This is a genomic window from Photobacterium sp. TLY01 (assembly GCF_021432065.1).
Lineage (GTDB): Bacteria > Pseudomonadota > Gammaproteobacteria > Enterobacterales > Vibrionaceae > Photobacterium > Photobacterium halotolerans_A.
Genome location: NZ_CP090364.1, coordinates 208,487 through 232,907, shown reverse-complemented (window position 1 = coordinate 232,907; position 24,421 = coordinate 208,487). Strand labels below are relative to the sequence as shown.

Sequence of the window (24,421 nt, the reverse complement as noted above, 5' to 3'; positions counted from 1 at the left end):
TGCGGCCTTCCCTCTGAACCCTGACGCCAAACAACCATTTAGACGTCTATATGTCCACAGAATGTCTTGTAACCAAATTAATGTCAACCGCATCAACATGAATTTTTCTCAACATCAAGATCCACTTTATTCAAGTCCAGAGTTTTACCCTGCCGATTGCCCGCCAACCCGCACCAATACAGGAAAAAGCCGAAGCAAGAAAACAGAAAGGGCAGCGCTCGGCTACCCTTTGGTTCTATCTCATAACGGGAAAATCTTACAAAAGCCGCGCCAGGCGGTTCAAATCCGACAATAACGCCCCTGCCGTCACATCCCGGCCCGCGCCAGGACCGCGGATCACCAACGGATTGTCCCGGTACCAGCGGCTTTCAATCGCAAAGATGTTGTCACAGGGCAGCAGGTTTGCCAGCGCATGCTCAGGCTCCAACGCTTCCAGGCCCACCACGGCGTGCCCATTTTTGTCCAGACGCGCAACATAACGCAGCACTTTTCCCTCTCGCTGTGCTTTGCTCAGACGCGCCTGCAAACGCTCATCGAGTACGGCACTGCGCTCAAAGAAAGCATCCAGACTCAGGGGTTCCAGCTCCTCGGGGACCAGTGACTCGACTTTGACCTGCTCCGGCTCCAGTGCCAGGCCGGATTCACGCGCTAAGATCACCAGTTTTCGCATCACATCGCTGCCGTCCAGATCGTGGCGCGGATCCGGCTCTGTCAGCCCCTGCTGCCAGGCCTGTTCAAGCAACTGACTAAAAGGCAGGCTGCCGTCAAACTGTTGGAACAGCCAGGACAGGGTGCCGGAAAAAATACCGGACACAGCAATAATGGTATCCCCGCTGTCGCGCAAATCTTTGACCGTATGATTGACCGGCAACCCGGCGCCCACCGTGGCGTTATACAGCCAGTGGCGACTGCTTTTCTCGAACGCATCGACCACGGCGCGGTAAGTTTTGCCTTTTGCCGAGCCGGCAACTTTATTGGCCGAAATCAGATGCAAGCCGTGACTGGCAAATTCCGGATAACGCTCTGCCAGCGCTTTGCTGGCGGTGACATCTAACACCACCAGCTCATCATAATCATGCTGCCCGATGGCCGGCAGCCAGTCCGCCCCCTCTGTGGCTTCATCATCAAACCGGGTCAGTGCCTGAAGCGGCTCAATGCCTTGCAGGTCCAGCCAGTGGCGCCGGCTGTCCGCCACCCCGATCAGGGTAAAGCTCATGCCGTGCCGCTTTTCCAGCGCTACTTTTTCTTCTTCCAGCAGTTCCAGCCAGCGGCTGCCAATATTACCCTTGCCGCACAAAATCAAGCCGATCCGCTTTTGCGCCTGAAACAGGCTCTGGTGGATCAGTTGGACCAGAGCCTGGGTATCGGCCTGACGCAGGACCGCCACCAGGCTCAGTCCGGATTCGGCTTCGGCAATAAATTCAACCGGCTGGCCCTTTAACTGCTGCTGGAAACCATGACAGTGAACCGGGTTGATCACCACCCCGGCCCCGACCGCAGCGACCATCGTAAAGCCATCGCGCAAACGGATCTCGGCCGGTAAGCCGCTGTCTTGCAGCAATGCCAGCACCCCGTTGGCCACTTCAGCGGTATAGGCCAGCAGAATCTGCCCTTTATCGGTTTCAACCGACTGGGCCAGCGGGATCAGCTGCGCTTTGGGCAGCAGCGTCGCCAGCTCACGCTCCACCTGCGCCAGCGCCAGCGTCTGAGCACGGGAAACAGACAGCTCCAGCAGACAAACATCATCCAGCGAGGTAATGATTTTGGCGCCGCGACCGGAAGCGAGCACCCTTTCAACCCGCGTCGAGCCAGATTCCGGCTGCAAGCTGCAGCGCAGTGTCAGGTCGATGGCACTCTGGGCAACCGGCTGCAGCGTACGGCTGTGCAGCACAGGGGCTGCCAGACGGGCCAGTTCATCGGCCTCATCCAGACGCAGCAGCGGCAGTAAACAGGCATCACTGACCAGGCGGGGATCTGCACTGTAGACACCGGCGACATCACTCCAGATAGTCACCCGGCTGACACCGGCCAGTGCGCCGATCACTGTGGCCGAGTAATCCGAGCCATTGCGGCCCAGCAGCACAGTTTCTCCGGCCTGATTACTGGCCATAAAACCTGTGATCACCATACGATGGCCGCTATGCTGCGCCAGTTCATTTTGCAGCAACGGCAGTGAACGGCCCCGGTCAACTTCAGGCTGCGCGGCGCGTTCGGCACGCAGGAAAGAACGGGAATCCAGCGCACGTGCCGCCATGCCTTTTTGTGTCAGTAAGGCGGCCAGCAAGCGGGAGGACCACAATTCGCCGTGTCCGAGCACCCAGGCCTGTCTGGCCGGGGTGATATCACTGTCGGTGAGCTGGCCCAGCTCACTGAATTCCAGATGCAGTGAAGTGAGCAGCTCATCCGCCACGGTTTCTTCCAGCAACTCTTCAATCAGGTGCTGCTGAAAGGTGCGCAAATCCTGCAGGCTTTCATGTGCCAGCCGGCCATCTTTGCTCAGCAAAGACAGCCACTGAATCAGTCGGTTGGTGGTTTTGCCGGCCGCCGAGACCACCACCAGATCCTCATCACTGGAGTATTGTGCCAGAATATGAGCGACGTTCCGGTAGCAGCTGGCATCCGCTAAACTGCTGCCGCCAAATTTGTGCAGTTGACGTTTCCGGGTCATTCACTGGCCTCCGCCGCTTTGGCAAAGGCCTGGGCCAGATCGGCAATCAAATCATCGGCATCTTCCAGCCCGACAGACAGACGCAGCAGAGAAGGCAAAATACCGGCAGCCAGCTGTGCTTCATCCGACATGGCACGATGGGTCATGCTGGCAGGATGTGCAATCAGGCTTTCCGTACCGCCCAGCGATTCAGCCAGAGAGAAATCATTCAAAGACGCCACAAAAACTTCCAGCTGCTGCCTGCTGCCGGCCAGCTCAAAACTCAGCATAGAGCCAAAGCCTTTTTGCTGCCGGACTGCAATGGCATGGCCGGGGTGATCGGCCAGGCTGGGGTGGTAAATCTTGCCCACCAGCGGCTGGGTTTGCAGATAGGCCAGCAACCGGGCGGCGTTTTCTTCATGAACCCGCATACGCGCCATCAGCGTGCGCACACCACGCAGGGTCAGGTAGGCATCAAAGGGGGCGCCAGTGGCGCCGATACAGTTGGCCCACCAGGACAAAGTCTCGGCGTGCTCACTGTCTTTGGCAATCAGCACCCCGCCCACCACATCTGAATGACCATTGATATATTTGGTGGTGGAATGCACCACAAAGTCGGCGCCCAGGGCAATCGGCTGCTGCAGCGCCGGCGAGAGGAAAGTATTGTCCACCGCCACCAGCGCCCCTGCATCGTGCGCCTGACGGCACAGCTGCTCGACGTCGATCACCCGCAACAGCGGGTTAGACGGCGTTTCCACCCACACCAGTGTCGGTTTTCTGGCCAGCGCTTCAGCCAGCGCCTGAGGGTTGCCCTGATCGACAAAAAGTACCTTGAAGTCACCTTTACCGGCACGGGTATTGAACAAGCGGTAAGTGCCGCCGTAGCAGTCATGAGGTGCCACAACCAGATCATCCGGCCCCAGTTGTGCCGTTGCCAGCAGGTTAATCGCCGCCGTGCCGCAGCTGGTCACCACACCGCCTGCCCCGCCTTCCAGCTCCGCCAGGGTGTCTGCCAGTAAATTACGGGTTGGGTTACCTGAGCGGGAATAATCGTATTGAGGTAAGGTCCCTAATTCAGGGAAGCCGTAAGTTGAGGTCAAGTAAATAGGTGGCACCACTGCACGAAATTGCTGATCGGTTTCAATCCCGCTGCGAACAGCGATAGTAGCTGTTTTCTTGTCACTCATGTAATTTGCTTCCTTGTTTCTGGGACCAGGTCAGAGGCCGACGAGAGTAAGATGCCTCAACCTTAGCGAGATTTAAAAAAGACGTCAACACTTCTAGACGTCCATATGTCTTTGCTTGTGGCAGTAAATGCCGCTAAAATTCCCCCCATACAATATTTCAAAACTCGATATCGCTGAGAAGGTAAACAATGGCAAAGTGGAACGGTGAGTACATCAGCCCTTATGCGGAACACGGCAAGAAAAATGAGCAGGTCAAGAAAATCACTGTCTCTATCCCATTAAAGGTGTTGAAAATCCTCACAGATGAACGCACCCGCCGTCAGGTAAACAACCTTCGCCACGCCACCAACAGTGAACTGCTGTGCGAGGCATTCCTGCATGCCTACACAGGTCAGCCACTGCCAACGGATGAAGATATCCGCAAAGATCGCCCTGACGATTTGCCGGCAGAAGCCAAGGCCATCATGGACAGCCTGGGCATTGAGTACGAAGACATCAACGAATAATCAAGATAGCGCCTTGAGATAAAAAAAAACCAGCCACATGGCTGGTTTTTTCAATCATAAGCACACACTGGGTGTCATTACACTTCCATGTAACCCACAGGCATCTCAATCCGGGCAACACCGGATTCAACCGCTGCGACCGCAACCGCTTTGGCAACCCGTGGCAACAAACGCGGATCCATCGGTTTCGGGATAATATAATCAGGACCGAACGCCAGCTTATCCACCCCGGCGGCTTTGATCACTTCTGCCGGCACTGGTTCTTTAGCCAGTTCACGGATCGCGTTGACCGCAGCCAGCTTCATTTCATCGTTAATTTCGCTGGCACGCACATCCAACGCACCGCGGAAAATAAACGGGAAACAAATGACGTTGTTGACCTGGTTCGGATAATCCGAACGGCCGGTTCCCATGATCAGATCATTGCGAACCGCATGGGCCAGCTCAGGTTTAATTTCCGGATCCGGGTTTGAGCAGGCAAAGACGATCGGCTTGTCCGCCATCAGCTTCAGTGCTTCAGGCGCCAGCAGATCCGGACCAGAGACACCAACAAAGATATCCGCGCCCTCGATCACATCTTCCAGGGTACGCTTATCTGTGTTGTTAGCAAACAGTTGCTTATACTCGTTGATATCATCACGACGGGTGTGAATGACCCCTTTGCGATCCAGCATGTAGATTTTTTCACGCTGGGCGCCGCATTTGATCAGCAGTTCCATACAGGCGACGGCCGCTGCGCCGGCACCCAGGCAGATGATCACCGCTTCTTTGATATCTTTGCCCTGCAGCTCCAGAGCGTTCAGCATACCGGCAGCCGTGACAATCGCGGTACCGTGCTGGTCATCATGGAACACAGGCACCTGGCAGCGTTCAATCAAACGCTTTTCAATCTCAAAACAATCGGGGGCTTTGATATCTTCCAGGTTAATCCCGCCAAAGGTATCGGCGATATTGGCCACAGTATCAACAAACTCGTCGATGGTGCGGTGTTTCACTTCGATATCTATTGAATCCAGGCCAGCGAAACGCTTGAACAGCAGGGCCTTACCTTCCATGACCGGCTTAGAAGCCAGCGGACCAAGGTTACCCAAGCCAAGAATGGCCGTACCGTTGGTAATCACAGCAACCATGTTGCCTTTACCTGTGTACTTATAGACATTCTCTGCATTTTGGGCGATTTCCCGCACCGGCTCAGCCACACCAGGGCTGTAGGCCAGCGCAAGATCTTCTACTGTATTCGCAGGCTTGCTGAGTTCAACCGAAATTTTCCCGGGGACAGGGTAAGCATGATAGTGAAGTGCTTGTTGACGAAAATCTTCAGACATAATTATTAGAATCCTGAATGGATGGATGTTCTGTTCGGTTCGGTATTGAACAATCAATCATATTCGATAGCAGCACAAAATCCTAGTTCGTACAAGCTGGTAATACCAAGACAATGGCCGTGGCAGGCCAGAAGATATGCGGGGAGAACAGATAGGGGTCAATGACAACAAATAAATCAGTCATTAAGGGCAGGCAGAAACCGCAGACAGCAAAAAGGGACGCCTGAGCGTCCCTTTTCTCGACAGTTGTCTGAAAGCAATTACTTGCTAGACAGAGCGCCGAAACGCTTGTTGAATTTGTCGATACGGCCACCGGTGCTCACTTGACGTTGCTTACCAGTGTAGAATGGGTGACATTTGTCACACACATCCAGGTTGATGTCTTTTTTCATAGTTGAATTAAAGACAAAAGCGTTGCCGCAAGAACAACGTGCGTTTACAGCTGTGTATTCTGGGTGGATACCTTGTTTCATGGGAAACCTCTAAGCTAAGGCCGTGTCGCTCTCCCGATCCAAAGCCGGGCACCACACGTGGTTAATAAATACTGCCAGGCCGACGGCGCTGGACAAATAGGCGGCGTATGATAATCAATCAGCCGACACAGATCAACCTGCAATCACAGTGTTGTCTTGCTTTGCCTCACCCCCTGTGCAAGGTACACTGCCATCTACCTGTAAGTATAAGTGATATCAGCCAATACCCATGACTGCCACCATCGCCAGGGTTGCCCTGCCCGTTCCGCTGGACAAAAGCTTTGACTACCTGATCCCATCAGGCCTTCGGCCCGTGGTCGGTGGCCGGGTACGGGTGCCATTTGGTCGTCAGCAGCTAACCGGGATTGTTATTGCCCTGACCGGGCAGTCCGATTTTCCCCGCGACCAGCTCAAACCCCTCAAGGCGGTGCTCGATAGCGAACCGCTGTGGCAGCCGCCATTGTTTCAGTTACTGGAATGGACCAGCCGCTACTACCAATACCCGTTGGGCGATACCCTGGCCAATGCCCTGCCTTCGGCCTTACGTAAAGGCAGACCGGCCAATGCTGAGATTCGTTACTGGCAATTGACAGAAAAAGGCCAGGAACAACCTCTGGCGGCACTCAAACGGGCACCGCGGCAGGCAAAAGTACTGACGCTGCTGCGCCATGGCGCGCTGAGTCACGATGCCTTGCTCGATCAGGAGGTGAACAGCGCCACCCTGAAAACGCTGGCCGAAAAAGGCTGGGTCGACAGTTTTCACACCACAGCGCACAGTGGCCACTGGCCCACGGATTTCGCTGTCACCGAAGAGAAACCCCGCCTCAACGAAGAACAGGCACTGGCGATTGCCAGCGTCAATGCCAACCCGGATTATGCCTGTTATTTACTGGAAGGGGTGACGGGTTCAGGCAAGACCGAAGTCTATCTCAACCTGATTGAGCCGGTGCTGGCCGCTGGCAAACAAGCCCTGGTGCTGGTACCGGAAATTGGCCTGACGCCTCAGACCATCAACCGTTTTCAGCGCCGCTTCAACGTGCCGCTGTTTACCATTCACTCCGGCCTGAATGATACCGAGCGCCTCAGTGCCTGGCTGGCCGGGCGCGACAATCAGGCCGGTATTATTATTGGGACCCGCTCTGCCCTGTTCACCCCGTTCGCCGATCTCGGCATCATCATTGTCGATGAAGAGCATGACCCGTCTTATAAGCAGCAGGACAGCCTGCGCTATCATGCCAGAGACATGGCCGTGCTGCGGGCGAACAAAGAAAACATTCCGATTGTGCTTGGTTCAGCCACCCCGGCACTGGAAACCCTGCACAATGCCAGAACCGGCAAATACCACCACCTGCATCTGACCCGCCGCGCCGGTAACGCGCAGGCCGCCCGCCACGGGGTACTGGACATGAAAGGGCTCCATCTGGAGGCGGGGCTGTCCGCGCCGCTGATTGCCCGGATGCGCCAGCACCTGAGCGCCGGCAATCAGGTGATGCTGTTTCTCAACCGCCGCGGGTTCGCGCCGGCGCTGATGTGCCATGAATGTGGCTGGCTGGCGGAATGCAAGCGATGCGACGCCTATTACACTTACCATCAGCACTCCGGCGAACTGCGCTGCCACCATTGTCAGACCCAGCGGCCGGTCATGCCCCAGTGCCAGCAGTGCGGTTCAACCCAGCTCCAGACCGTCGGGGTCGGCACCGAGCAGCTTGAACACCAGCTTGCCAGCTTGTTCCCTGAATTCAAAACCGTGCGCATTGATCGCGACAGTACCCGCCGCAAAGGCAGCCTGGACAATTACCTGGAAGCGGTCAGGAACAAGGAGTATCAGATCCTGATCGGCACCCAGATGCTGGCCAAAGGTCACCACTTTCCGGATGTCACCCTGGTGGCGCTGGTCGATGTCGACAGCGCGCTGTTCAGTAATGACTTTCGTGCGGCGGAGCGCCTGGCTCAGCTGTTCATCCAGGTCGCAGGTCGCGCAGGCCGTGCCAGCAAGCCGGGCGAAGTGCTGCTGCAAACCCACCATCCGGAACACAGTCTGCTTCAGGCCCTGCTCTACAAAGGGTATGACCACTTTGCCGCTCAGGCGCTGACAGAGCGCCGTCAGGCCATGCTGCCGCCTTATACCTATCTGGCCTTGTTCCGGGCCGAGGCGGCGCAAAGTGAACTGACCGAACAGTTCCTGCATCAGGTGCGCGGGATTCTCGAAACCAGTCCGCTGTTTGAAGCCCATACGCTGGTGCTGGGGCCCAATCCGGCGCCGCTCTCCCGCCGCGCCGGCCGCTACCGCTGGCAGTTACTGCTTCAGGCGCCCGATCGGAAAACCCTGCAAACGCTGCTGTCTGTGGCCCGTCCTGCCATTAACTTGCTGCCATTGGCGCGGAAAGTGCGCTGGTCGCTGGACGTCGAACCCCAGGATTTAAGCTGAAGATAAGACAATTAATGCGATTTGGATCACAAGCCCAATGTAATTTATGCTATTTGGCACATGTTTAAACCCGCATAAAGCGCCTACAATAACAGGCTTGTTGGACCAGGTTTCTGCACCGAGTTGGTTGCGATCCTCCAGCATTATTGAGAGAAATGTCTTAGAGAGGAACTATTTATGGCGACAATGAAGGATGTTGCCCAGCTGGCCGGAGTCTCCACCGCGACTGTGTCGCGCGCGTTGATGAACCCGGAAAAAGTGTCAGCCTCGACCCGTAAAAAAGTCGAACAGGCTGTCATGGATGCTGGCTATTCCCCCAATTCCCTGGCTCGTAACCTGAGGCGCAATGAATCTAAAACCATTGTCGCTATCGTCCCCGACATCTGTGATCCCTATTTCACAGAAATTATCCGGGGCATTGAAGAAGCGGCGATGGAATATGGCTATCTGGTACTGCTGGGCGACAGCGGCCAGCAGAAAAGCCGGGAAAACTCATTCGTGAATCTGGTGTTCACCAAGCAAGCAGACGGCATGTTACTGCTGGGCACGGATTTACCCTTTGATATCAGCAAACCGGAGCAAAAAAACCTGCCGCCTATGGTGATGGCCTGTGAGTTTGCCCCAGAGCTGGAGCTGCCGACCGTCCACATTGATAACCTGACCGCAGCATTTGAAGCCGTGAACTACCTGACCCAGATGGGCCACAAGCACATTGCCCAGATCACAGGCCCAGACAGTGCCATGCTCTGCCAGTTCCGCTCCCAGGGTTATCAGCAGGCCCTGCGCCGCGCCGGCACAGAACTGAATCCGGCTTACACAGTCAAAAGTGATTTCACTTTTGCCGGGGGGGCCCGCGCCGTGACCACCCTGTTATCGCTGCCCGAGCCGCCGACCGCCCTGCTGTGCCACAACGATGTCATGGCCATCGGTGCGATGCAGCAAGCCAAACGCCTCGGGATCAATGTCCCTCAGGATCTGTCCATCGTCGGGTTTGATGATATTCAGTTCGCCGAATACTGCGATCCGCCGCTGACCACAGTGTCGCAGCCCCGCTATGAAATTGGCCGACAGTCGATGCTGATGCTGCTGGATATCCTTCAGGGTAAAGACATCGCGGCCGGTTCGCGCCTGCTGGATGCCAAACTGGTGATCCGGGAAAGTGCCGCGCCACCGCCAGGCAATTCGCAATAGCCACCCGTGACCTGAGCTGAAAAAATCATCACTTTGAGCAAAAGGTCACAGAATAATCGGGAAGCACTGCCTGTGCAGCAGGTACAGGCTTCCCGACACTAGCCAGTGTGGGCACTTCTTTGTACCATGTCTGACCATTCGTCCAGCAATCATCAAAACATTGTGGCAACCAAAGATTACGTCAAGCGAGGCCGGGCCGCGAAGAAGCCCGCCAGAAAAACGCCTTCCCGCGGCAGTCAACCCAGCGGCCAGTTCCCGGTAAAATGGGCGCTGATCGCCCTGTGTCTGGTCACAGCTCTGGGATATGGCCTGTATTTTCTGTCTTCGTCACCTCAACCTGCCGTCAGCGACACAACGCCTGCCCGACAGACGCCGGTCAAAGACAAAACGCCGCCGGCCCCTGCCGCCAAACCCAAGCAGGAAACCAGCACTAAAGTCGACACTAAGCCTGTGACTGCACCGAAACCACAGGAAAAACTGCCGCCTAAGCCGGCAGAAAAATGGCGCTACATCGAAGAGCTGGAAAACAAAGAAGTGCAAGTGGAAGCGAAAAAGGTGCCGGAGAAGCCGGGACGCCCTTATTTGATGCAGTGTGGCGCTTACCGCTCGCCCGCTCAGGCAGAAGAGCGTAAAGCCATGATTGCTTTCCAGGGGCTCACCAGCCAGATCAAAGTGTCTCAGGGTGAAAAAGGCAGCTGGTATCGCGTGGTGCTCGGTCCTTATCCTCAAAAACGCAAAGCCGAAAGTGATCGCAACATGCTGCGCCGGGCCGGTATTGAACCGTGCGCCATCTGGTATTGGGACGCCTGATCCGCTTGCTGGCCTGATCATGGCTCACTACACTGATGAAGGATGCTGACGCAGACAAAACGCTGCCAAGGCATCCTTTTTTATGGTCTCCACGACGCAGATTCTCCGGTTTGCCTTGAAATCGGAAACCGTCATCCCCAGATCTGCGGCTATACCCATACCGGCCCACGAGCCGGACTGATGCTAAGAGGTAATACCGTGACAACCATAGTCTCTGTACGTCGCAATGGAAAAGTCGTCATCGCCGGTGATGGCCAGGTCTCACTGGGCAATACCGTCATGAAGGGCAACGCCCGCAAAGTCCGCCGCTTATACAACAATCAGGTCCTGGCAGGATTCGCCGGCGGTACCGCCGATGCCTTCACCCTGTTTGAGCGCTTCGAACGCAAGCTGGAAATGCACCAGGGGCATCTGATGAAAGCCGCGGTCGAGCTGGCCAAAGACTGGCGCACCGACCGCAGCCTGCGCCGCCTGGAAGCCTTACTGGCCGTTGCGGATGCCACCGCCTCGCTGATTATCACAGGGAACGGTGATGTAGTTCAGCCGGAAAACGACCTGATTGCCATCGGCTCAGGCGGTAATTTTGCGTTATCCGCAGCCCGGGCGCTGCTGGAAAACACCGAGCTGGATGCTCGCACCATAGCTGAGAAGTCGCTGACCATTGCTGGTGATATCTGCGTTTACACCAATGACTTCCAGACTGTTGAAGAACTCGATACCCAGTAAGGATTCCCCATGTCTGAAATGACTCCCCGCGAAATTGTTCATGAACTGAACCGCCATATTATCGGCCAGGACAAGGCCAAGCGTGCCGTGGCGATTGCGCTGCGTAACCGCTGGCGTCGCATGCAGCTGCCGGAAGAGCTGCGCGTTGAAGTAACCCCGAAAAACATCCTGATGATAGGGCCGACCGGTGTCGGTAAAACCGAGATCGCCCGCCGTCTGGCCAAACTGGCCAACGCGCCTTTCATCAAGGTTGAAGCCACCAAGTTCACCGAAGTCGGTTATGTCGGCAAAGAAGTGGAAACCATTATCCGCGATCTGACGGATGTTGCGGTCAAAATGACCCATCAGCAGGCCACCGAAAAAGTCCGCTTCCGCGCTGAAGAACTGGCCGAAGACCGTATCCTGGATGTCTTGCTCCCGCCACCGCGTGATGCCTGGGGCAAGAATGAAGAAAGCGACTCCAATTCGGCCACCCGTCAGTCGTTCCGCAAAAAACTGCGCGAAGGCAAGCTGGATGACAAGGAAATCGAAATCGACGTCGCCGCGCCGCAAATGGGCGTTGAGATCATGGCCCCTCCCGGCATGGAAGAAATGACCAACCAGCTGCAGGGGATGTTCCAGAATCTGGCGGGTAACACCACCAAAAAGCGCAAGATGAAAATCAAAGATGCGCTCAAAGCGGTGACCGAAGATGAAGCCGCCAAGCTGGTCAATCAGGAAGAGCTGAAAGAGCAGGCGATTCACGCGGTTGAGAACAACGGTATTGTCTTCATTGATGAGATCGACAAAATCTGTAAGCGTGGCGAAAGCTCAGGTCCGGATGTGTCCCGCGAAGGGGTTCAGCGTGACCTGCTGCCGCTGGTGGAAGGCTCCACGGTTTCGACCAAACATGGCATGGTCAGAACCGATCATATCCTGTTTATCGCGTCCGGCGCCTTCCAGGTCGCACGTCCGTCGGATCTGATCCCAGAGCTGCAGGGTCGTCTGCCGATTCGGGTTGAACTCGAAGCCCTGACCAGCGAAGACTTCAAGCGCATCCTGACCGAGCCGAACGCCTCACTGACCGAGCAGTACCGCGCCCTGATGGCCACGGAAAATGTCACCATCAGCTTTACCGAAGATGGCATTGCCCAGATTGCCGATGCGGCCTGGCAGGTCAACGAGCGTACGGAAAATATCGGTGCCCGCCGCCTGCATACTGTGCTGGAGCGCCTGATGGAAGAGCTGTCTTATGACGCGTCCGAGCAAAGCGGTAAAGAGCAGATCATCGATAAAGCCTATGTGCATGCCCATCTGGGCGAACTGGTGGAAGACGAAGATCTCAGCCGCTTTATTCTGTAACCAGACCTGCCACTAGAGTGGTTCACTCAACCACTCAGTGTGCCGTCCCCCAGCGGGATGCCAGATTCTCAACTGGCATCCCGTTTTTTATCTTCTTGTTGCGCCAGAACAACATTCTTTTCTGTCATCGGGCCATACTCCACCCTATGCTGTCTTTATCTTGGGATTATGGCTTTGTCCTCTTTCTCCGTCTGGCTGGATGCGACCCGGCCCAAAACCCTGCTGCTGGCCGTCGCCGCTCTGTTGTGCGGTAACAGCCTGGCCGCTGCCCAGGGACATTTTTCACCGGCGATCGCCCTGCTGACGCTGCTGACCGCTGTGTTGCTGCAGATCCTGTCGAATCTGGCCAACGATTATGGCGATGTGCGCAAAGGCACGGATAACCGCCACCGTCTGGGGCCGCAGCGCGGACTGCAGCAGGGCCGGATTTCCCTCACCGCCATGCGTACCGCCATTGGCCTGACCCTGACGTTGACCACTCTGAGCGGTATCACCCTGCTGTGGCTGGCCCGGCCGTCCCTCACGGTCTTGCTCAGCTTTGTGGCACTGGGAGGCGTCTCTATCCTGGCAGCACTGGCCTATACGCTAGGCACCAAGCCTTATGGCTATCGCGGGTTGGGCGATCCTGCCGTGCTGATCTTCTTCGGCTGGGTTGCCGTCGGCGGCAGCTATTACCTGCAAAGCCAGCAATTTCACTGGCTCATCTTACTGCCCGCGACCGCCAGTGGCCTGCTGGCGGTCGGGGTGCTGAATCTCAACAACCTGCGGGATATCGAGAACGATCGGGCTTGCGGGAAAATCACCCTGGCGGCAAGACTCGGGCCGGAGGCAGGCCGCTGGTATCACCTGCTGCTCCTAGTGTTCAGCCTGCTTGGCTTTACCGCCTATGCCCTGCTGATGGCCCACTCGGCGTGGGGCTGGCTATTTTTGCTGGCCGCCCCTTGGTTACTGACCCATGCAAATCAGGTACTGACCACGCAACACGCGCAATCATTAGCACCGATGCTGGGCTTACTGGCTAAAATCGCCCTGATGACTAACTTGCTGTTTGCCATCGGATTGCTTGCCGACCGCTAAAGCATGGCGCCGAGATTGCAATGCCGCCTGAGCTGGTTATACTTTCAGCAAGTTAGTGAATAGGCGCTTTGTGCTGCCTGTCCGGCTTAATTTTACTGCCAATAAAGAAGCGAGCTTATGGAATACAATACCTCTGAACTCTGTGATATTTATCTCGACCTGGTTGACGTGGTTGAGCCAATGTTCAGCTCTTACGGGGGCCGAAGCTCATTCGGAGGCCAGATCACCACAGTGAAATGTTTTGAAGACAATGGTTTGCTTCAGACTGTGCTGGCCGAACCGGGCGCCGGGCGAGTCCTGTTAATCGATGGTGGCGGTTCGCTTCGTCGCGCACTGATTGATGCCGAGCTGGCACAACTGGCAGTACAGAGTGAGTGGGAGGGCATCATCGTGTATGGCTGTGTGCGCCATGTCGATGAATTGGATGAACTGGATATCGGTATTCAGGCCATGGCATCGATTCCTGTCGGCGCTGACAAGCAAGGTACAGGCGAAGTCGATGTCGCGGTGAATTTCGGCGGCGTTACTTTCCTGCCGGAAGACCATCTCTATGCTGACAATACCGGGGTGATTTTGTCACCAGAGCCACTGGACATCGACTAAACGGCCGGATCTTCCCCGCACAAACGAAAACAGAGCCAACCGGCTCTGTTTTTCTTTCTGGTAACGATGAGACTTACTCAACCGTTTCCATTTTGCCCAGCAAGGTGCGAACACGCTCCTGCCACGCCTGATGATCGTTACGCAACTTCTCGTTATCCTGAGCCAGCGACTCACGATCGGCGCGCAGTTCCTGAGCCAGACTCACCAGGTTATCGTTCTTCTCTTTCAGTTCTTCCACTTCCATCTGCAGCAGGGAAATGGTGTCGACAGCCATTTGCACTTTGGCTTCCAGCTGTTCCAGCATCTCTAAAGACATAGTTTTCACCCTATCAGCACCTGCGCAAGACCGCAGCTTAAGCTACGCCTACCAGGCAAATTACAATTCCAACGTAGCCCTATTCTAACTAGGCCTTATTCGTCTGGCATCTACTAATACCACGCTTTATCACAATCGGATAAAAATTATTCAAACTTCAACAAAATTTTACGATTTCAGTGTTGGGATGCACTGCCAGCTGCGCTGAACTGTTAGCGAACACTCAGTTTTCCTCTGCGCATTTTGAACCGCTTCCGCTGACATGCTAGTGTTCGCGCCTCATCCCAAAAATAGAGTATAAACTCTATCTCGTGCCTTTCGATTACCTTTCGATATCGACCAATCAAACAAATAACATGCTCGAACGCACATTTTTAACTCGTGTTACTTTCGGTTAAATCACCCTTCGAGTATTTTTTGGTCACATAACGATAACAACTCTCTTACCTATCACTCGACATAAGGATTGGCACATGACAAAACGACAACCCCCTTCACTGCTCGGCGAATGCCTGGCAGAATTTATCGGCACCGGACTGCTCATCTTCTTTGGGGTGGGCTGCGTCGCCGCTCTGGTGTTAGCAGGCGCTGACTTCGGCCAGTGGGAAATCAGCATTATGTGGGGCCTGGGCGTCACCATCGCGATTTACTGCACCGCGGGTGTCTCAGGCGCGCACATCAACCCGGCCGTTACCCTTGCGCTCGCCCTTTTTCACGGCTTTGATAAAACCAAAGTGCTCCCTTACATTCTGTCTCAGCTGGCTGGCGCCTTCTGCTCAGCCGCTCTGGTGTACGGCCTGTACAGCAATTTGTTCACCGAGTTCGAAAGCGCGCATGGCATAATTCGCGGCAGTGCCGAGAGCCTGGCCACCGCTGGAATTTTCTCCACCTATCCGAACCCGGCCCTGTCCTTCAGCGGTGCGTTTGCGGTTGAGTTTGTGATCACAGCCGTGCTGATGTTTGCCATTCTGGCCATCGGTGATGAGAAAAACGGCGCTCCTCGCGGCGCGCTGGGGCCGGTACTGATCGGCATTCTGATTGCCGTGATTGGGGGTTCGCTCGGTCCGCTGACCGGTTTTGCCATGAATCCGGCGCGAGATTTCGGACCCAAATTCTTCGCCTATCTGGCGGGCTGGGGCGAGATGGCGCTGACTGGCGGCAAAGACATTCCTTACTTTATTATCCCTGTTCTGGCACCGATTGCCGGAGCCTGCTTCGGGGCCTGGCTGTACCCGAAAGCCGTCGGCGTCTATCTGCCGGGTAACCGCTGTACCCTGCCGAACCAATGTGAATCAGATGATGAGAAAGAAGTCGCGCAAGCCTGATTGCAGCGCTATCTATAATTAATTTAAAGAGAAGAGGACACTCAGATGACCACAGAACAAAAGTACATCGTCGCACTCGATCAGGGAACCACCAGCTCACGTGCCGTGATCATGGATCACGACGCCAACATCGTCTGCACTGCGCAGCGCGAATTCACCCAAATCTACCCCAAAGCTGGCTGGGTTGAGCACGACCCGATGGAAATCTGGGCCAGCCAGAGCTCTACCATGGTCGAAGCCCTGGCCAAAGTCGGCATCCGCACCGACCAGATTGCCGGTATCGGTATCACCAACCAGCGCGAAACCACCATTGTCTGGGACAAGAACACAGGTAAACCTGTCTATAACGCGATTGTCTGGCAGTGCCGCCGTACCGCTGAAATCTGCCAGCAGCTGAAACAACAGCCGGGGCTGGAAGCTTACATTCGTGACAACACAGGCCTGGTGGTCGACCCGTATTTCTCCGGCACTAAAATTAAGTGGATTCTGGACAACGTCGAAGGCGCCCGTGAGCAGGCCGAAGCGGGTAACCTGCTGTTCGGTACCGTCGATACCTGGCTGATCTGGAAACTGACCCAGGGCCGTGTGCATGTCACCGACTATACCAACGCCTCCCGGACCATGCTGTTTAACATCAACTCGCTGGAGTGGGATGAGAAACTGCTCAAAGCCATGGATATCCCGCTGTCCATGATGCCGGAAGTCAAAGCCTCGTCTGAAATCTACGGTCAGACCAACATTGGCGGCAAAGGCGGCACCCGGGTGCCTATCGCGGGCATTGCCGGTGACCAGCAGGCCGCCCTGTTCGGTCAGATGTGTGTGGAACCCGGTCAGGCCAAAAATACCTACGGCACCGGCTGCTTCCTGCTGATGAACACAGGCAAAGAGAAGGTCAACTCGCAAAATGGCCTGCTGACCACCCTGGCCTGCGGCCCGAAAGGCGAGCCGGCTTACGCACTGGAAGGGGCAGTCTTCATGGCCGGTGCCTCGATCCAATGGCTGCGTGATGAGCTGAAACTGCTCGGTGATGCCAAAGATTCTGAGTACTTTGCAGAGAAAGTGGGCAGTGCCAACGGCGTGTATGTGGTGCCAGCCTTCACCGGCTTAGGCGCTCCTTACTGGGACCCGTATGCGCGCGGCGCCATTGTCGGCCTGACCCGGGGGGTGAACAACAACCACCTGATCCGCGCCACCCTGGAAAGCATCGCATATCAGACCCGCGATGTCCTGGATGCCATGCAGGCTGATTCCGGGATCCATCTGGCCGCACTGAAAGTGGACGGCGGTGCAGTGTCCAACAATTTCCTGATGCAATTCCAGTCAGATCTGCTCAACACCGAAGTGCACCGCCCTGTGGTGACAGAAGTCACCGCACTGGGCGCCGGCTATCTGGCCGGTCTGGCAGTGGGCTTCTGGGACAGTATTGATGAGCTGAAAAACAAGGCCGTGCTGGACCGTTGTTTCACGCCTTGCCCGGATGACAGCAAACGTGCACGACGCTACAAAGGCTGGAAACGTGCGGTGGAATGCGCCAAAGGCTGGGCGATCGACGAAGACGAATAATCCCCGCCGACGAATGGTCACACTAAGTGTTTGAACGCTGACCCCAAGCCTGCCCTTCCCGGCGGGCTTGTTTTTTATCGATCCCTTGCAGCAGGAAACGCAGCGCTGGCGTCTGTGTTACAATTCGCGCAGAGAATCGACACCCTGATATCTGTGACTGACCTGATATCTTTTACTGAGTAGTTCTGGAGTTCCCATGAAACGCGATTTGGCAATGGCTTTTTCCCGTGTCACTGAAGGTGCCGCGCTGGCAGGTTATCAATGGCTCGGCCGGGGCGACAAAAATGCCGCTGACGGCGCTGCTGTCGAAGTCATGCGCACCCTGCTAAACAAAACCGAGATCACTGGTGAGATTGTCATCGGTGAAGGAGAAATTGATGACGCCCCGATGCTGTATATCGGCGAACAGGTTGGCGCCGGTGGTGATGCCGTCGATATCGCAGTCGACCCGATCGAAGGCACCCGAATGACCGCCATGGGTCAGAACAATGCACTGGCAGTGCTGGCAGCCGGTGAAAAAGGGGCGTTTCTCAAAGCACCGGACATGTACATGGAAAAACTGGTGGTCGGCCCGCAGGCCAAGGGCAAGATCGATCTCAATCTGCCGCTGGAAGACAACCTGGTCAATATCGCTGCCGCGTTGGGTAAGCCGTTAGAGAACCTGGTGGTGACCACCCTGGCGAAACCGCGCCATGACGAGGTGATTGCCAAGATGCAGGCCATGGGCATTCGTGTCTATGCCGTGCCGGACGGCGATGTGGCCGCTTCCATTCTCACTTGCATGCCGGACAGCGAAGTCGACGTGATGTACTGCATCGGCGGGGCGCCGGAAGGTGTGGTCTCGGCGGCAGCCATCCGGGCGTTAGGCGGTGATATGCAAGGACGTCTGCTGCCGCGTTTTCTGGTCAAAGGCGGCAGTGATGATAACTATCGCATGGGCCAGCAGGAAATGGACCGCTGCCGCGACATGGGCATAGAGCCCAATCAGGTCCTGCTTCTGGAACAAATGGCAAAAAGCGACAATGTGGTCTTTGCCGGGACGGGTATCACCAAAGGCGATTTACTGGACGGCATTACCCGCAACGGTAATATCGCCACCACAGAAACCCTGCTCATCCGCGGCAAATGCCGTACGATCCGCCGAATCAAGTCGATTCATTATCTGGACAGAAAAGATCCGGCGATTCTGCCTCATATTCTCTGACAGCGCCCTGTCTTCCCGGTGCCAGCCTTCCCGATATCTGTTCGGCGCCGGGATAACCACCTGATCATCATCAGACTTTTACGGCTTTTTTTGGCAAGCTGGACTATGCTATTTAGTAAAGCCATTGCTTTATATACTGGGCTGGCCACATAATAGGCGCATGAATACAAGTAATACGACGATGAAAACCATAGATAAAATTCTCCACCGAATGAAGCAGGACGGCCCGGTCACGGCCAAAACCCTGTCTGAGGAGCTGAGCCTGACGACTATGGGCGTGCGCCAGCACTTGCAGGGGCTTGAAGACGACGGCCTGGTGGGATTTGAAGACATCAAAGCCAAAGTCGGCCGGCCGACCCGTCACTGGCACCTGACCGCCAAAGGCCACGAGCAGTTTGCTGATCGTCACGGCGATCTGATCATTCAGATGCTGGATTCGGTGGAAAACCTGTTCGGCCAGGAAGGCTTGCAGCAAATTTTGCTGCAGCGCGAAGAAAGCACGCTGATCCAGTATCAGCAGGCCATTGCAAAGGCCACAGATTTAAAAGACAAACTTCAGATTCTGACTACACTGAGGGAAAAGGAAGGTTACATGGCACAGCTGGAGTCCGATGAACACGGCTTCATTCTGATTGAGAACCATTGTCCTATCTGCCATGCCGCGAAGCGCTGCCCCTCTCTTTGTCGATCTGAACTGGCGGTCTTCCAGCGTCTGCTGGGGGATGGCGTGACCATAGAGCGCAACGAACACATGATTGCCGGTCAGCGCCGGTGCAGCTACCGCATTCTTCCGTCCTGAGCATCTGACTCGGTGAATCTGACAATGTAAAAGGAGATCAACAATGGCTGACTGGATCCCTGCCAAGGTTATCAGTAATCGTCACTGGAACAGCGAACTGTTCAGTTTAACGCTGGAGGCGAATATTGAGCCCTTTAAAGCCGGGCAATTTACGAAGCTGGCGCTGGAATGCGACGGCAAAATGATCCAACGCGCTTACTCCTTCGTCAATCCACCCAGTACCAACCAGATTGAAATCTACGCCACACGGGTGGCAGACGGTTTGCTGTCCCCCCGCCTGCACGCCCTGGAAGCCGGCGACGAGGTCTTCATCACCGCCCGGGCGAACGGTTTCTTCACCCTGGATGAAGTCCCAGACGGCGATAGCCTGTGGCTGTTATCTACCGGGACCGCTATCGGGCCTTATCTGTCTATTTTGCGTGAAGCCACCGCCTGGCAGCGGTTTCGTAAAATCGTGCTGGTGCATGCCGTTCGCTTTGCCGCCGATCTCAGTTATCAGGCGGAAATCAACGCGCTCAAAGCGGCCCACCCTGAACAACTGATCGTCCAGCCGTTTGTCAGCCGGGAGCCGGCACCACTGGCACTCACCGGCCGTATTCCACAAGCGATTTCAGACGGCCAGCTGGAACGCCACGTCGGCATACCGCTCGATCCGAAAACCGCGCAACTGATGCTGTGCGGTAACCCGGCCATGGTGAAAGACACCAAGGCAGTCCTGGAAGCACGCGGATTTGAGAAAAACCTGCGCCGCAAACCCGGCCAGATCACCGTCGAGCACTATTGGTAACCGAGGTAACCGGGCGCGAAAGCCACAGCCAGCCTGACTCTCTGTACACTCAGGTTACTTTTATTGAGCGTCTCATCAATGAGACGCTTTTTTCATTCCCCGCCATCTAGTGTTAAGTAAGTCACAGATTTGACGCTTGGGGAATGAGTTATGCAGACGTTACCATCCTTTGACGAACTCAAGAAACTGGCCGAAACGGCCCCTGAAGAGCTGGAAGCCTTGCGGCTGCGGATGAGCGAGGAAATCATTGAAAACGCCAGCCCTGCCATGCAGCCCCGCTTGCGTGCGCAGATGAGCCATATCAATCAGGTCATTGCCCGGGGTAAAAATCCGATTCATACCAATATGCTGCTGCGGGCTGAACTCCAACAACAATTACAGCGCTTTGCCCGCTCACTGACCGCCCCCGAAACCCTGACGGAGCATGAAGCGAAAGTGATGCCGTTTCGCCGTCAGGCCTGAGCGACCGCTAAACAGAACTGAACAAATCAGGAGCCAGCGACGGCTGGCTCCTGGCAGGCAGATCAGCGCTTCGACTTTAAGTACGTTTCACTTTCCATATCGCGAATTTCTATCGTCAGGCTGTCAATCGCCGCGGCGTGCTGCTCCAGCAGCGGCATCAGGCGTTCGGCCAGTCCGCGCTTGCAGTCATTGTCACGCCCCGACAACAAAGCCAGTTCCAGGTGAATAAAATTATGGGCATCGCCGCCCTCTCCGACCTGCCACTGGTGGCAAGGATAAGCGCGGGATTTGACCGAGGCGGGCTCAAACACCCCGCAGGTTAACAACGACTGGTGTAAGTCTTCCAGTAAGGCGGCAACATTCACGCGCTCAGCGACAGGATCGGCAAATTCCAGTTTCAGGTGTGGCATACAACTCTCCTTGTTGGTCAGGGGCGACCCGATATTCCATGAACTGGCGCCTAAGTTAGCCGATTTTACTGACGACAGCGACACAGGCATGCAGAAATCCCCTGTGGATCACTTTTCACCCTCCATCCGGCTGGCCGCACTGAGCCGACACTGAAAATTTATTACAGCTCAGAGTTCACTTTTGCCGTTGAAACAGGTACAACCGGGCATGGATTTGTTCGAGATTAAGGAAGTTTACGTCTATCGGGCGTATACTATCGGACGTTTCAACCAGCATGATCAGTCAGGCTGCACTGAACACACTACTGCCTGACAGCGGTGTACTCAGTTTAGTCTGACTTTAGACATCACATAGATATGGAGAAAATCTTATGCGTCATCCTGTAGTTATGGGTAACTGGAAACTAAACGGCAGCAAAGAAATGGTCACCAACCTGCTGACAGGTCTGGATGCCGCGCTGGCTGGCGTTGAGGGCGTTGATGTGGCAGTCGCGCCACCTGTGATGTACCTGGATCTGGCACAACGCCTGATCAGCCAGGGCAACAGCAATATCATTCTGGGCGCCCAAAACGTTGATGTGAACGCCAGTGGTGCGTACACAGGCGATATCTCACCAGAGATGCTGAAAGATTTTGGCGCCAGCCACATTATCATCGGCCACTCAGAGCGTCGTGAGTACCATCACGAGTCAGACGAGTTCGTGGCGCAGAAGTTTGCCTTCCTGAAAGAGCACGGCCTGACGCCTGTCCTGTGTATCGGTGAATCCGAAGCACAAAACGAAGCCGGTGAAACTGTGGCTGTGTGCGCCCGTCAGCTGGACGCTGTGATCAAAACACAAGGTGTTGAAGCGCTGAACGGCGCCATCATTGCCTATGAACCTATCTGGGCCATCGGCACAGGTAAAGCGGCGACGGCCCAGCAGGCACAAGAAATCCATGCTGCGATCCGTGCCCACATCGCGTCTTTCAGCGCAGAAGTCGCGAAAAACGTAGTGATCCAGTACGGCGGTTCTGTGAAAGCAGGTAACGCAGCTGAGCTGTTCGCAATGCCAGACATCGACGGTGCTCTGGTTGGCGGTGCCGCACTGGATGCAGAAGGTTTTGCAGCGATTGCCAAAGCCGCAGCAGAAGCAAAGAAATAAGACACCATCAGGGGCGGCAAACGCCGCTCCTGCAGCGTCCTGTCTTCTGACAAGCGCACAAAAAAGCCGACCTGCTGAGTGTCGGCTTTGTTTTACCTGTCCCGCCCTGAAATGATCAGAACAGCTTATCGGCAACCTTGTACAAATCGGTGCGCACCGGGCGTTTCATATTCTCGATGGCATCAATAATGTCGTGATGGACCATTTTTTCATTTTGTACCCCTACGCAACGGCCGCCCTCACCCTGCATCAGCAGATCAACCGCGTAGGCACCCATACGAGAGGCCAGAATACGGTCAAAAGCCGTTGGCTGTCCGCCACGCTGAATATGGCCCAGCACGGTGGCGCGGGTTTCACGGCCGGTTTCTGACTCAATGTACTTCGCCAGCTGGTTGACGTCTGTCATCAGCTCGGTAATCGCCACAATCGCGTGCTTCTTACCTTTGTAGATACCTTCTTTGATTTTGGCCAGCAGCTGTTCTTTGTGCAGGCCGGTTTCCGGGGTGATGATGTATTCACAACCACCGGCAATCGATGCCATCAGGGTCAGATCGCCGCAATGACGCCCCATTACCTCAACGATAGAAATACGCTGGTGTGAAGATGACGTATCGCGTAAACGGTCAATGGCATCAATCACGGTATTCAGCGCCGTCATAAAGCCGATGGTATAATCGGTTCCGGCCACATCGTTATCGATCGTACCGGGCAGACCGATGCACGGATAACCCATCTCGGTCAGCTTTTTCGCCCCCATATAAGAGCCATCACCGCCAATCACCACCAGCGCGTCAATCCCGTGAATTTTCAGGTTCTCGATCGCCTGAGCACGGACTTTCTCATCACGGAATTCAGGGAAACGGGCAGAGCCAAGAAACGTACCGCCCCGGTTGATCACGTCAGAGACACTGGAACGGTCAAGCTTTTGAATACGGTTCTGATGCAGGCCCTGATAGCCATCATAGACACCGTAAACTTCCAGGCCTTCTGATAAACCTGCGCGAACAACACCGCGAATCGCCGCGTTCATACCTGGGGCGTCACCGCCACTGGTCAAAACACCAATCTTTTTAATCATGGTTACCCTCTGACTTTGGGAAATGAAAATCCTTTCCTATGCGAGCTGGCCCTGGTCAGCGACTCCGCCTCGCCTGCCTCTCGGTGGCGACTCGCGTAAACTGTAACTTTCCTACTAATGTAGGAGTATTACAATTTAGAAAAACGATGTATTGATTCATATCACGTAAACTTGCCATGTGTCGGCAGCCTTGCTGGCATCCTGGAACCCCGAGTGCATTTTGTACCCCAGGGTGCGACCAGACTATATGCCACTAAGTATATGCTGAGTTCGCCATGTCGGCTGCCTTGTCAGCGAATTCTCCTGAACCCCGACGGCGAGCCGGATTTCCGGCCACATGAACAGACAAATATTATTCGCAGTATAGCGGTTTTGTGATGAAATTTAATAACAAAATTGACAAGTTAAGCTCATGGTGACAACAAAAAAAGCCACAACATTTCGTTGTGGCTTCGGTGTTCTCAGATAAATACAGCATTATTCACTGCGTTTTTCTTTCCATTTCGCCATGCATTCTGCCTGCTTCTCAGCTTTTAATGTCTTGTACTGTGCTTTCTGCTCAGGCGTCAGAATATTGAGCATGTCGTGACGTTGTTTCATCATACTCACCCGATGCTCAATTTGCTGATCCGACATTTGCTTGGCCAGCTCACGCACGGCATTTTCATCAAAGTTGTCAGCCAGCAGCAAGGCTTGCATTTTGTCGTGATTCGCCTTCATAGCTTTACGGCCCTGGGCCATGTTGTCGCGCATCTCCGCTTTATGGCTCTCACGCAGGCTGCGCATCTGCTCTTTTTGCGCATCGGTCAAATCCAGCGACTGCATCACCCCATGCTCGGCACGAGGCCCCCCGCAGTCACCATCATGACCCTTACCATGATATTTTCCGCCTTCCGCCAGGGCCGATACGGAACCCAGCAGCATAGGTACCGCAAGTACCATGGCAACTGTCGTTTTCATTGTTCTGGTCATCGTCTTTTTCATATTCTGTTCTCGCTCTGTTGGTGTCCGATAAGCCAAT

At 55.2% G+C, this 24,421-nt stretch carries 23 protein-coding genes; 15 read left to right on the top strand and 8 right to left on the bottom strand.

Annotated elements, in window-relative coordinates; translation table 11 throughout:
- Positions 1-256: 256 nt before the first annotated feature.
- Together LN341_RS01105 and LN341_RS01100 are read right to left on the bottom strand one after the other, a co-directional pair.
- A complete protein-coding gene (locus LN341_RS01105; protein WP_234203875.1) occupies positions 257-2,668 on the bottom strand; it encodes a bifunctional aspartate kinase/homoserine dehydrogenase II in 2,412 nt (803 codons plus the stop codon).
- Complete coding sequence (locus tag LN341_RS01100) at positions 2,665-3,834, bottom strand: O-succinylhomoserine (thiol)-lyase (RefSeq protein WP_234203874.1); 1,170 nt, start codon at positions 3,832-3,834, stop codon at positions 2,665-2,667. Before LN341_RS01100 ends, LN341_RS01105 begins: the two co-directional genes overlap by 4 nt.
- Before the next feature lie 188 nt (positions 3,835-4,022).
- Between LN341_RS01100 and metJ the strand changes: the two genes are divergently transcribed.
- Positions 4,023-4,340, top strand: a complete 318-nt coding sequence (gene metJ, locus LN341_RS01095) for a met regulon transcriptional regulator MetJ (RefSeq protein ID WP_027250617.1) — start codon at positions 4,023-4,025, stop codon at positions 4,338-4,340.
- Positions 4,341-4,417: 77 nt separating this feature from the next.
- On the opposite strand, the gene LN341_RS01090 is transcribed toward metJ, so the two are convergent.
- On the bottom strand, positions 4,418-5,665 hold the full coding sequence (locus tag LN341_RS01090; protein ID WP_046220347.1) for a malic enzyme-like NAD(P)-binding protein: 1,248 nt from the start codon (positions 5,663-5,665) through the stop codon (positions 4,418-4,420).
- A 260-nt stretch (positions 5,666-5,925) separates the two neighbouring features.
- Positions 5,926-6,138, bottom strand: a complete 213-nt coding sequence (gene rpmE, locus LN341_RS01085) for a 50S ribosomal protein L31 (RefSeq protein ID WP_046220348.1) — start codon at positions 6,136-6,138, stop codon at positions 5,926-5,928.
- A 229-nt stretch (positions 6,139-6,367) separates the two neighbouring features.
- Between rpmE and priA the strand changes: the two genes are divergently transcribed.
- The 7 genes from priA to rraA all read left to right on the top strand — a co-directional run bounded on the left by priA (position 6,368) and on the right by rraA (position 14,314).
- Positions 6,368-8,566, top strand: a complete 2,199-nt coding sequence (gene priA / locus LN341_RS01080; protein ID WP_234203873.1) for a primosomal protein N' — start codon at positions 6,368-6,370, stop codon at positions 8,564-8,566.
- A 177-nt stretch (positions 8,567-8,743) separates the two neighbouring features.
- The gene (gene cytR, locus LN341_RS01075; protein WP_046220350.1) at positions 8,744-9,757 is read left to right on the top strand and encodes a DNA-binding transcriptional regulator CytR; all 1,014 of its coding nucleotides are present in this window, start codon (positions 8,744-8,746) and stop codon (positions 9,755-9,757) included.
- 162 nt (positions 9,758-9,919) lie between these two features.
- Positions 9,920-10,567 carry an SPOR domain-containing protein gene (locus tag LN341_RS01070; RefSeq protein ID WP_046220481.1) on the top strand — a complete coding sequence of 216 codons (648 nt, stop codon included), beginning with the start codon at positions 9,920-9,922 and terminating at the stop codon, positions 10,565-10,567.
- Positions 10,568-10,765: 198 nt separating this feature from the next.
- Entirely contained in the window at positions 10,766-11,293 is a 528-nt protein-coding gene (gene hslV, locus LN341_RS01065) for an ATP-dependent protease subunit HslV (protein WP_027250611.1), read from the top strand.
- A gap of 9 nt (positions 11,294-11,302) precedes the next feature.
- Positions 11,303-12,634, top strand: coding sequence for an HslU--HslV peptidase ATPase subunit (gene hslU / locus LN341_RS01060; protein ID WP_046220351.1), 1,332 nt, complete (start codon positions 11,303-11,305; stop codon positions 12,632-12,634).
- 168 nt (positions 12,635-12,802) lie between these two features.
- A complete protein-coding gene (locus LN341_RS01055) occupies positions 12,803-13,711 on the top strand; it encodes a 1,4-dihydroxy-2-naphthoate polyprenyltransferase (RefSeq protein WP_234203872.1) in 909 nt (302 codons plus the stop codon).
- A gap of 117 nt (positions 13,712-13,828) precedes the next feature.
- Complete coding sequence (gene rraA / locus LN341_RS01050) at positions 13,829-14,314, top strand: ribonuclease E activity regulator RraA (RefSeq protein WP_046220353.1); 486 nt, start codon at positions 13,829-13,831, stop codon at positions 14,312-14,314.
- Between the two features lie 73 nt (positions 14,315-14,387).
- Here rraA and zapB read toward each other — a convergent pair whose 3' ends face one another.
- Positions 14,388-14,630 (bottom strand): cell division protein ZapB, encoded by a 243-nt coding sequence (zapB, locus tag LN341_RS01045; protein WP_046220354.1) that lies wholly within the window; start codon positions 14,628-14,630, stop codon positions 14,388-14,390.
- 473 nt (positions 14,631-15,103) lie between these two features.
- On the opposite strand from zapB, the gene LN341_RS01040 reads away from it, so the two are divergent.
- The 6 genes from LN341_RS01040 to LN341_RS01015 all read left to right on the top strand — a co-directional run bounded on the left by LN341_RS01040 (position 15,104) and on the right by LN341_RS01015 (position 20,770).
- Positions 15,104-15,955 carry an MIP/aquaporin family protein gene (locus LN341_RS01040; protein WP_046220355.1) on the top strand — a complete coding sequence of 284 codons (852 nt, stop codon included), beginning with the start codon at positions 15,104-15,106 and terminating at the stop codon, positions 15,953-15,955.
- A gap of 45 nt (positions 15,956-16,000) precedes the next feature.
- Positions 16,001-17,518, top strand: coding sequence for a glycerol kinase GlpK (glpK, locus tag LN341_RS01035; protein WP_046220356.1), 1,518 nt, complete (start codon positions 16,001-16,003; stop codon positions 17,516-17,518).
- A 196-nt stretch (positions 17,519-17,714) separates the two neighbouring features.
- The gene (glpX, locus tag LN341_RS01030) at positions 17,715-18,722 is read left to right on the top strand and encodes a class II fructose-bisphosphatase (protein ID WP_046220357.1); all 1,008 of its coding nucleotides are present in this window, start codon (positions 17,715-17,717) and stop codon (positions 18,720-18,722) included.
- A gap of 181 nt (positions 18,723-18,903) precedes the next feature.
- Positions 18,904-19,521 (top strand): metalloregulator ArsR/SmtB family transcription factor, encoded by a 618-nt coding sequence (locus LN341_RS01025; protein ID WP_234204813.1) that lies wholly within the window; start codon positions 18,904-18,906, stop codon positions 19,519-19,521.
- Positions 19,522-19,564: 43 nt separating this feature from the next.
- Positions 19,565-20,308 carry a ferredoxin--NADP reductase gene (locus tag LN341_RS01020; protein ID WP_234203871.1) on the top strand — a complete coding sequence of 248 codons (744 nt, stop codon included), beginning with the start codon at positions 19,565-19,567 and terminating at the stop codon, positions 20,306-20,308.
- Between the two features lie 150 nt (positions 20,309-20,458).
- Positions 20,459-20,770, top strand: coding sequence for a DUF3135 domain-containing protein (locus tag LN341_RS01015; RefSeq protein WP_046220360.1), 312 nt, complete (start codon positions 20,459-20,461; stop codon positions 20,768-20,770).
- Positions 20,771-20,832: 62 nt separating this feature from the next.
- Here LN341_RS01015 and LN341_RS01010 read toward each other — a convergent pair whose 3' ends face one another.
- A complete protein-coding gene (locus tag LN341_RS01010; protein WP_234203870.1) occupies positions 20,833-21,180 on the bottom strand; it encodes a 5-carboxymethyl-2-hydroxymuconate Delta-isomerase in 348 nt (115 codons plus the stop codon).
- 371 nt (positions 21,181-21,551) lie between these two features.
- On the opposite strand from LN341_RS01010, the gene tpiA reads away from it, so the two are divergent.
- On the top strand, positions 21,552-22,322 hold the full coding sequence (tpiA, locus tag LN341_RS01005) for a triose-phosphate isomerase (RefSeq protein ID WP_046220362.1): 771 nt from the start codon (positions 21,552-21,554) through the stop codon (positions 22,320-22,322).
- Positions 22,323-22,437: 115 nt separating this feature from the next.
- Here the strand turns inward: tpiA and pfkA are convergent, their stop codons facing one another.
- On the bottom strand, positions 22,438-23,400 hold the full coding sequence (pfkA, locus tag LN341_RS01000; protein ID WP_046220363.1) for a 6-phosphofructokinase: 963 nt from the start codon (positions 23,398-23,400) through the stop codon (positions 22,438-22,440).
- Between the two features lie 477 nt (positions 23,401-23,877).
- Positions 23,878-24,372, bottom strand: coding sequence for a CpxP family protein (locus LN341_RS00995; RefSeq protein ID WP_370643682.1), 495 nt, complete (start codon positions 24,370-24,372; stop codon positions 23,878-23,880).
- Between the last annotated feature and the right edge of the window lie 49 nt (positions 24,373-24,421).

Bases quoted from the DNA above. Each gene is read 5' to 3' on its own strand.
- LN341_RS01105 (WP_234203875.1), bottom strand. From the start codon at position 2,668: ATGACCCGGAAACGTCAACTGCACAAATTTGGCGGCAGCAGTTTAGCG.
- LN341_RS01100 (WP_234203874.1), bottom strand. From the start codon at position 3,834: ATGAGTGACAAGAAAACAGCTACTATCGCTGTTCGCAGCGGGATTGAA.
- metJ (WP_027250617.1), top strand. From the start codon at position 4,023: ATGGCAAAGTGGAACGGTGAGTACATCAGCCCTTATGCGGAACACGGC.
- LN341_RS01090 (WP_046220347.1), bottom strand. From the start codon at position 5,665: ATGTCTGAAGATTTTCGTCAACAAGCACTTCACTATCATGCTTACCCT.
- rpmE (WP_046220348.1), bottom strand. From the start codon at position 6,138: ATGAAACAAGGTATCCACCCAGAATACACAGCTGTAAACGCACGTTGT.
- priA (WP_234203873.1), top strand. From the start codon at position 6,368: ATGACTGCCACCATCGCCAGGGTTGCCCTGCCCGTTCCGCTGGACAAA.
- cytR (WP_046220350.1), top strand. From the start codon at position 8,744: ATGGCGACAATGAAGGATGTTGCCCAGCTGGCCGGAGTCTCCACCGCG.
- hslU (WP_046220351.1), top strand. From the start codon at position 11,303: ATGTCTGAAATGACTCCCCGCGAAATTGTTCATGAACTGAACCGCCAT.
- LN341_RS01055 (WP_234203872.1), top strand. From the start codon at position 12,803: ATGGCTTTGTCCTCTTTCTCCGTCTGGCTGGATGCGACCCGGCCCAAA.
- rraA (WP_046220353.1), top strand. From the start codon at position 13,829: ATGGAATACAATACCTCTGAACTCTGTGATATTTATCTCGACCTGGTT.
- zapB (WP_046220354.1), bottom strand. From the start codon at position 14,630: ATGTCTTTAGAGATGCTGGAACAGCTGGAAGCCAAAGTGCAAATGGCT.
- LN341_RS01040 (WP_046220355.1), top strand. From the start codon at position 15,104: ATGACAAAACGACAACCCCCTTCACTGCTCGGCGAATGCCTGGCAGAA.
- glpK (WP_046220356.1), top strand. From the start codon at position 16,001: ATGACCACAGAACAAAAGTACATCGTCGCACTCGATCAGGGAACCACC.
- glpX (WP_046220357.1), top strand. From the start codon at position 17,715: ATGAAACGCGATTTGGCAATGGCTTTTTCCCGTGTCACTGAAGGTGCC.
- LN341_RS01025 (WP_234204813.1), top strand. From the start codon at position 18,904: ATGAAAACCATAGATAAAATTCTCCACCGAATGAAGCAGGACGGCCCG.
- LN341_RS01020 (WP_234203871.1), top strand. From the start codon at position 19,565: ATGGCTGACTGGATCCCTGCCAAGGTTATCAGTAATCGTCACTGGAAC.
- LN341_RS01015 (WP_046220360.1), top strand. From the start codon at position 20,459: ATGCAGACGTTACCATCCTTTGACGAACTCAAGAAACTGGCCGAAACG.
- LN341_RS01010 (WP_234203870.1), bottom strand. From the start codon at position 21,180: ATGCCACACCTGAAACTGGAATTTGCCGATCCTGTCGCTGAGCGCGTG.
- tpiA (WP_046220362.1), top strand. From the start codon at position 21,552: ATGCGTCATCCTGTAGTTATGGGTAACTGGAAACTAAACGGCAGCAAA.
- pfkA (WP_046220363.1), bottom strand. From the start codon at position 23,400: ATGATTAAAAAGATTGGTGTTTTGACCAGTGGCGGTGACGCCCCAGGT.
- LN341_RS00995 (WP_370643682.1), bottom strand. From the start codon at position 24,372: ATGACCAGAACAATGAAAACGACAGTTGCCATGGTACTTGCGGTACCT.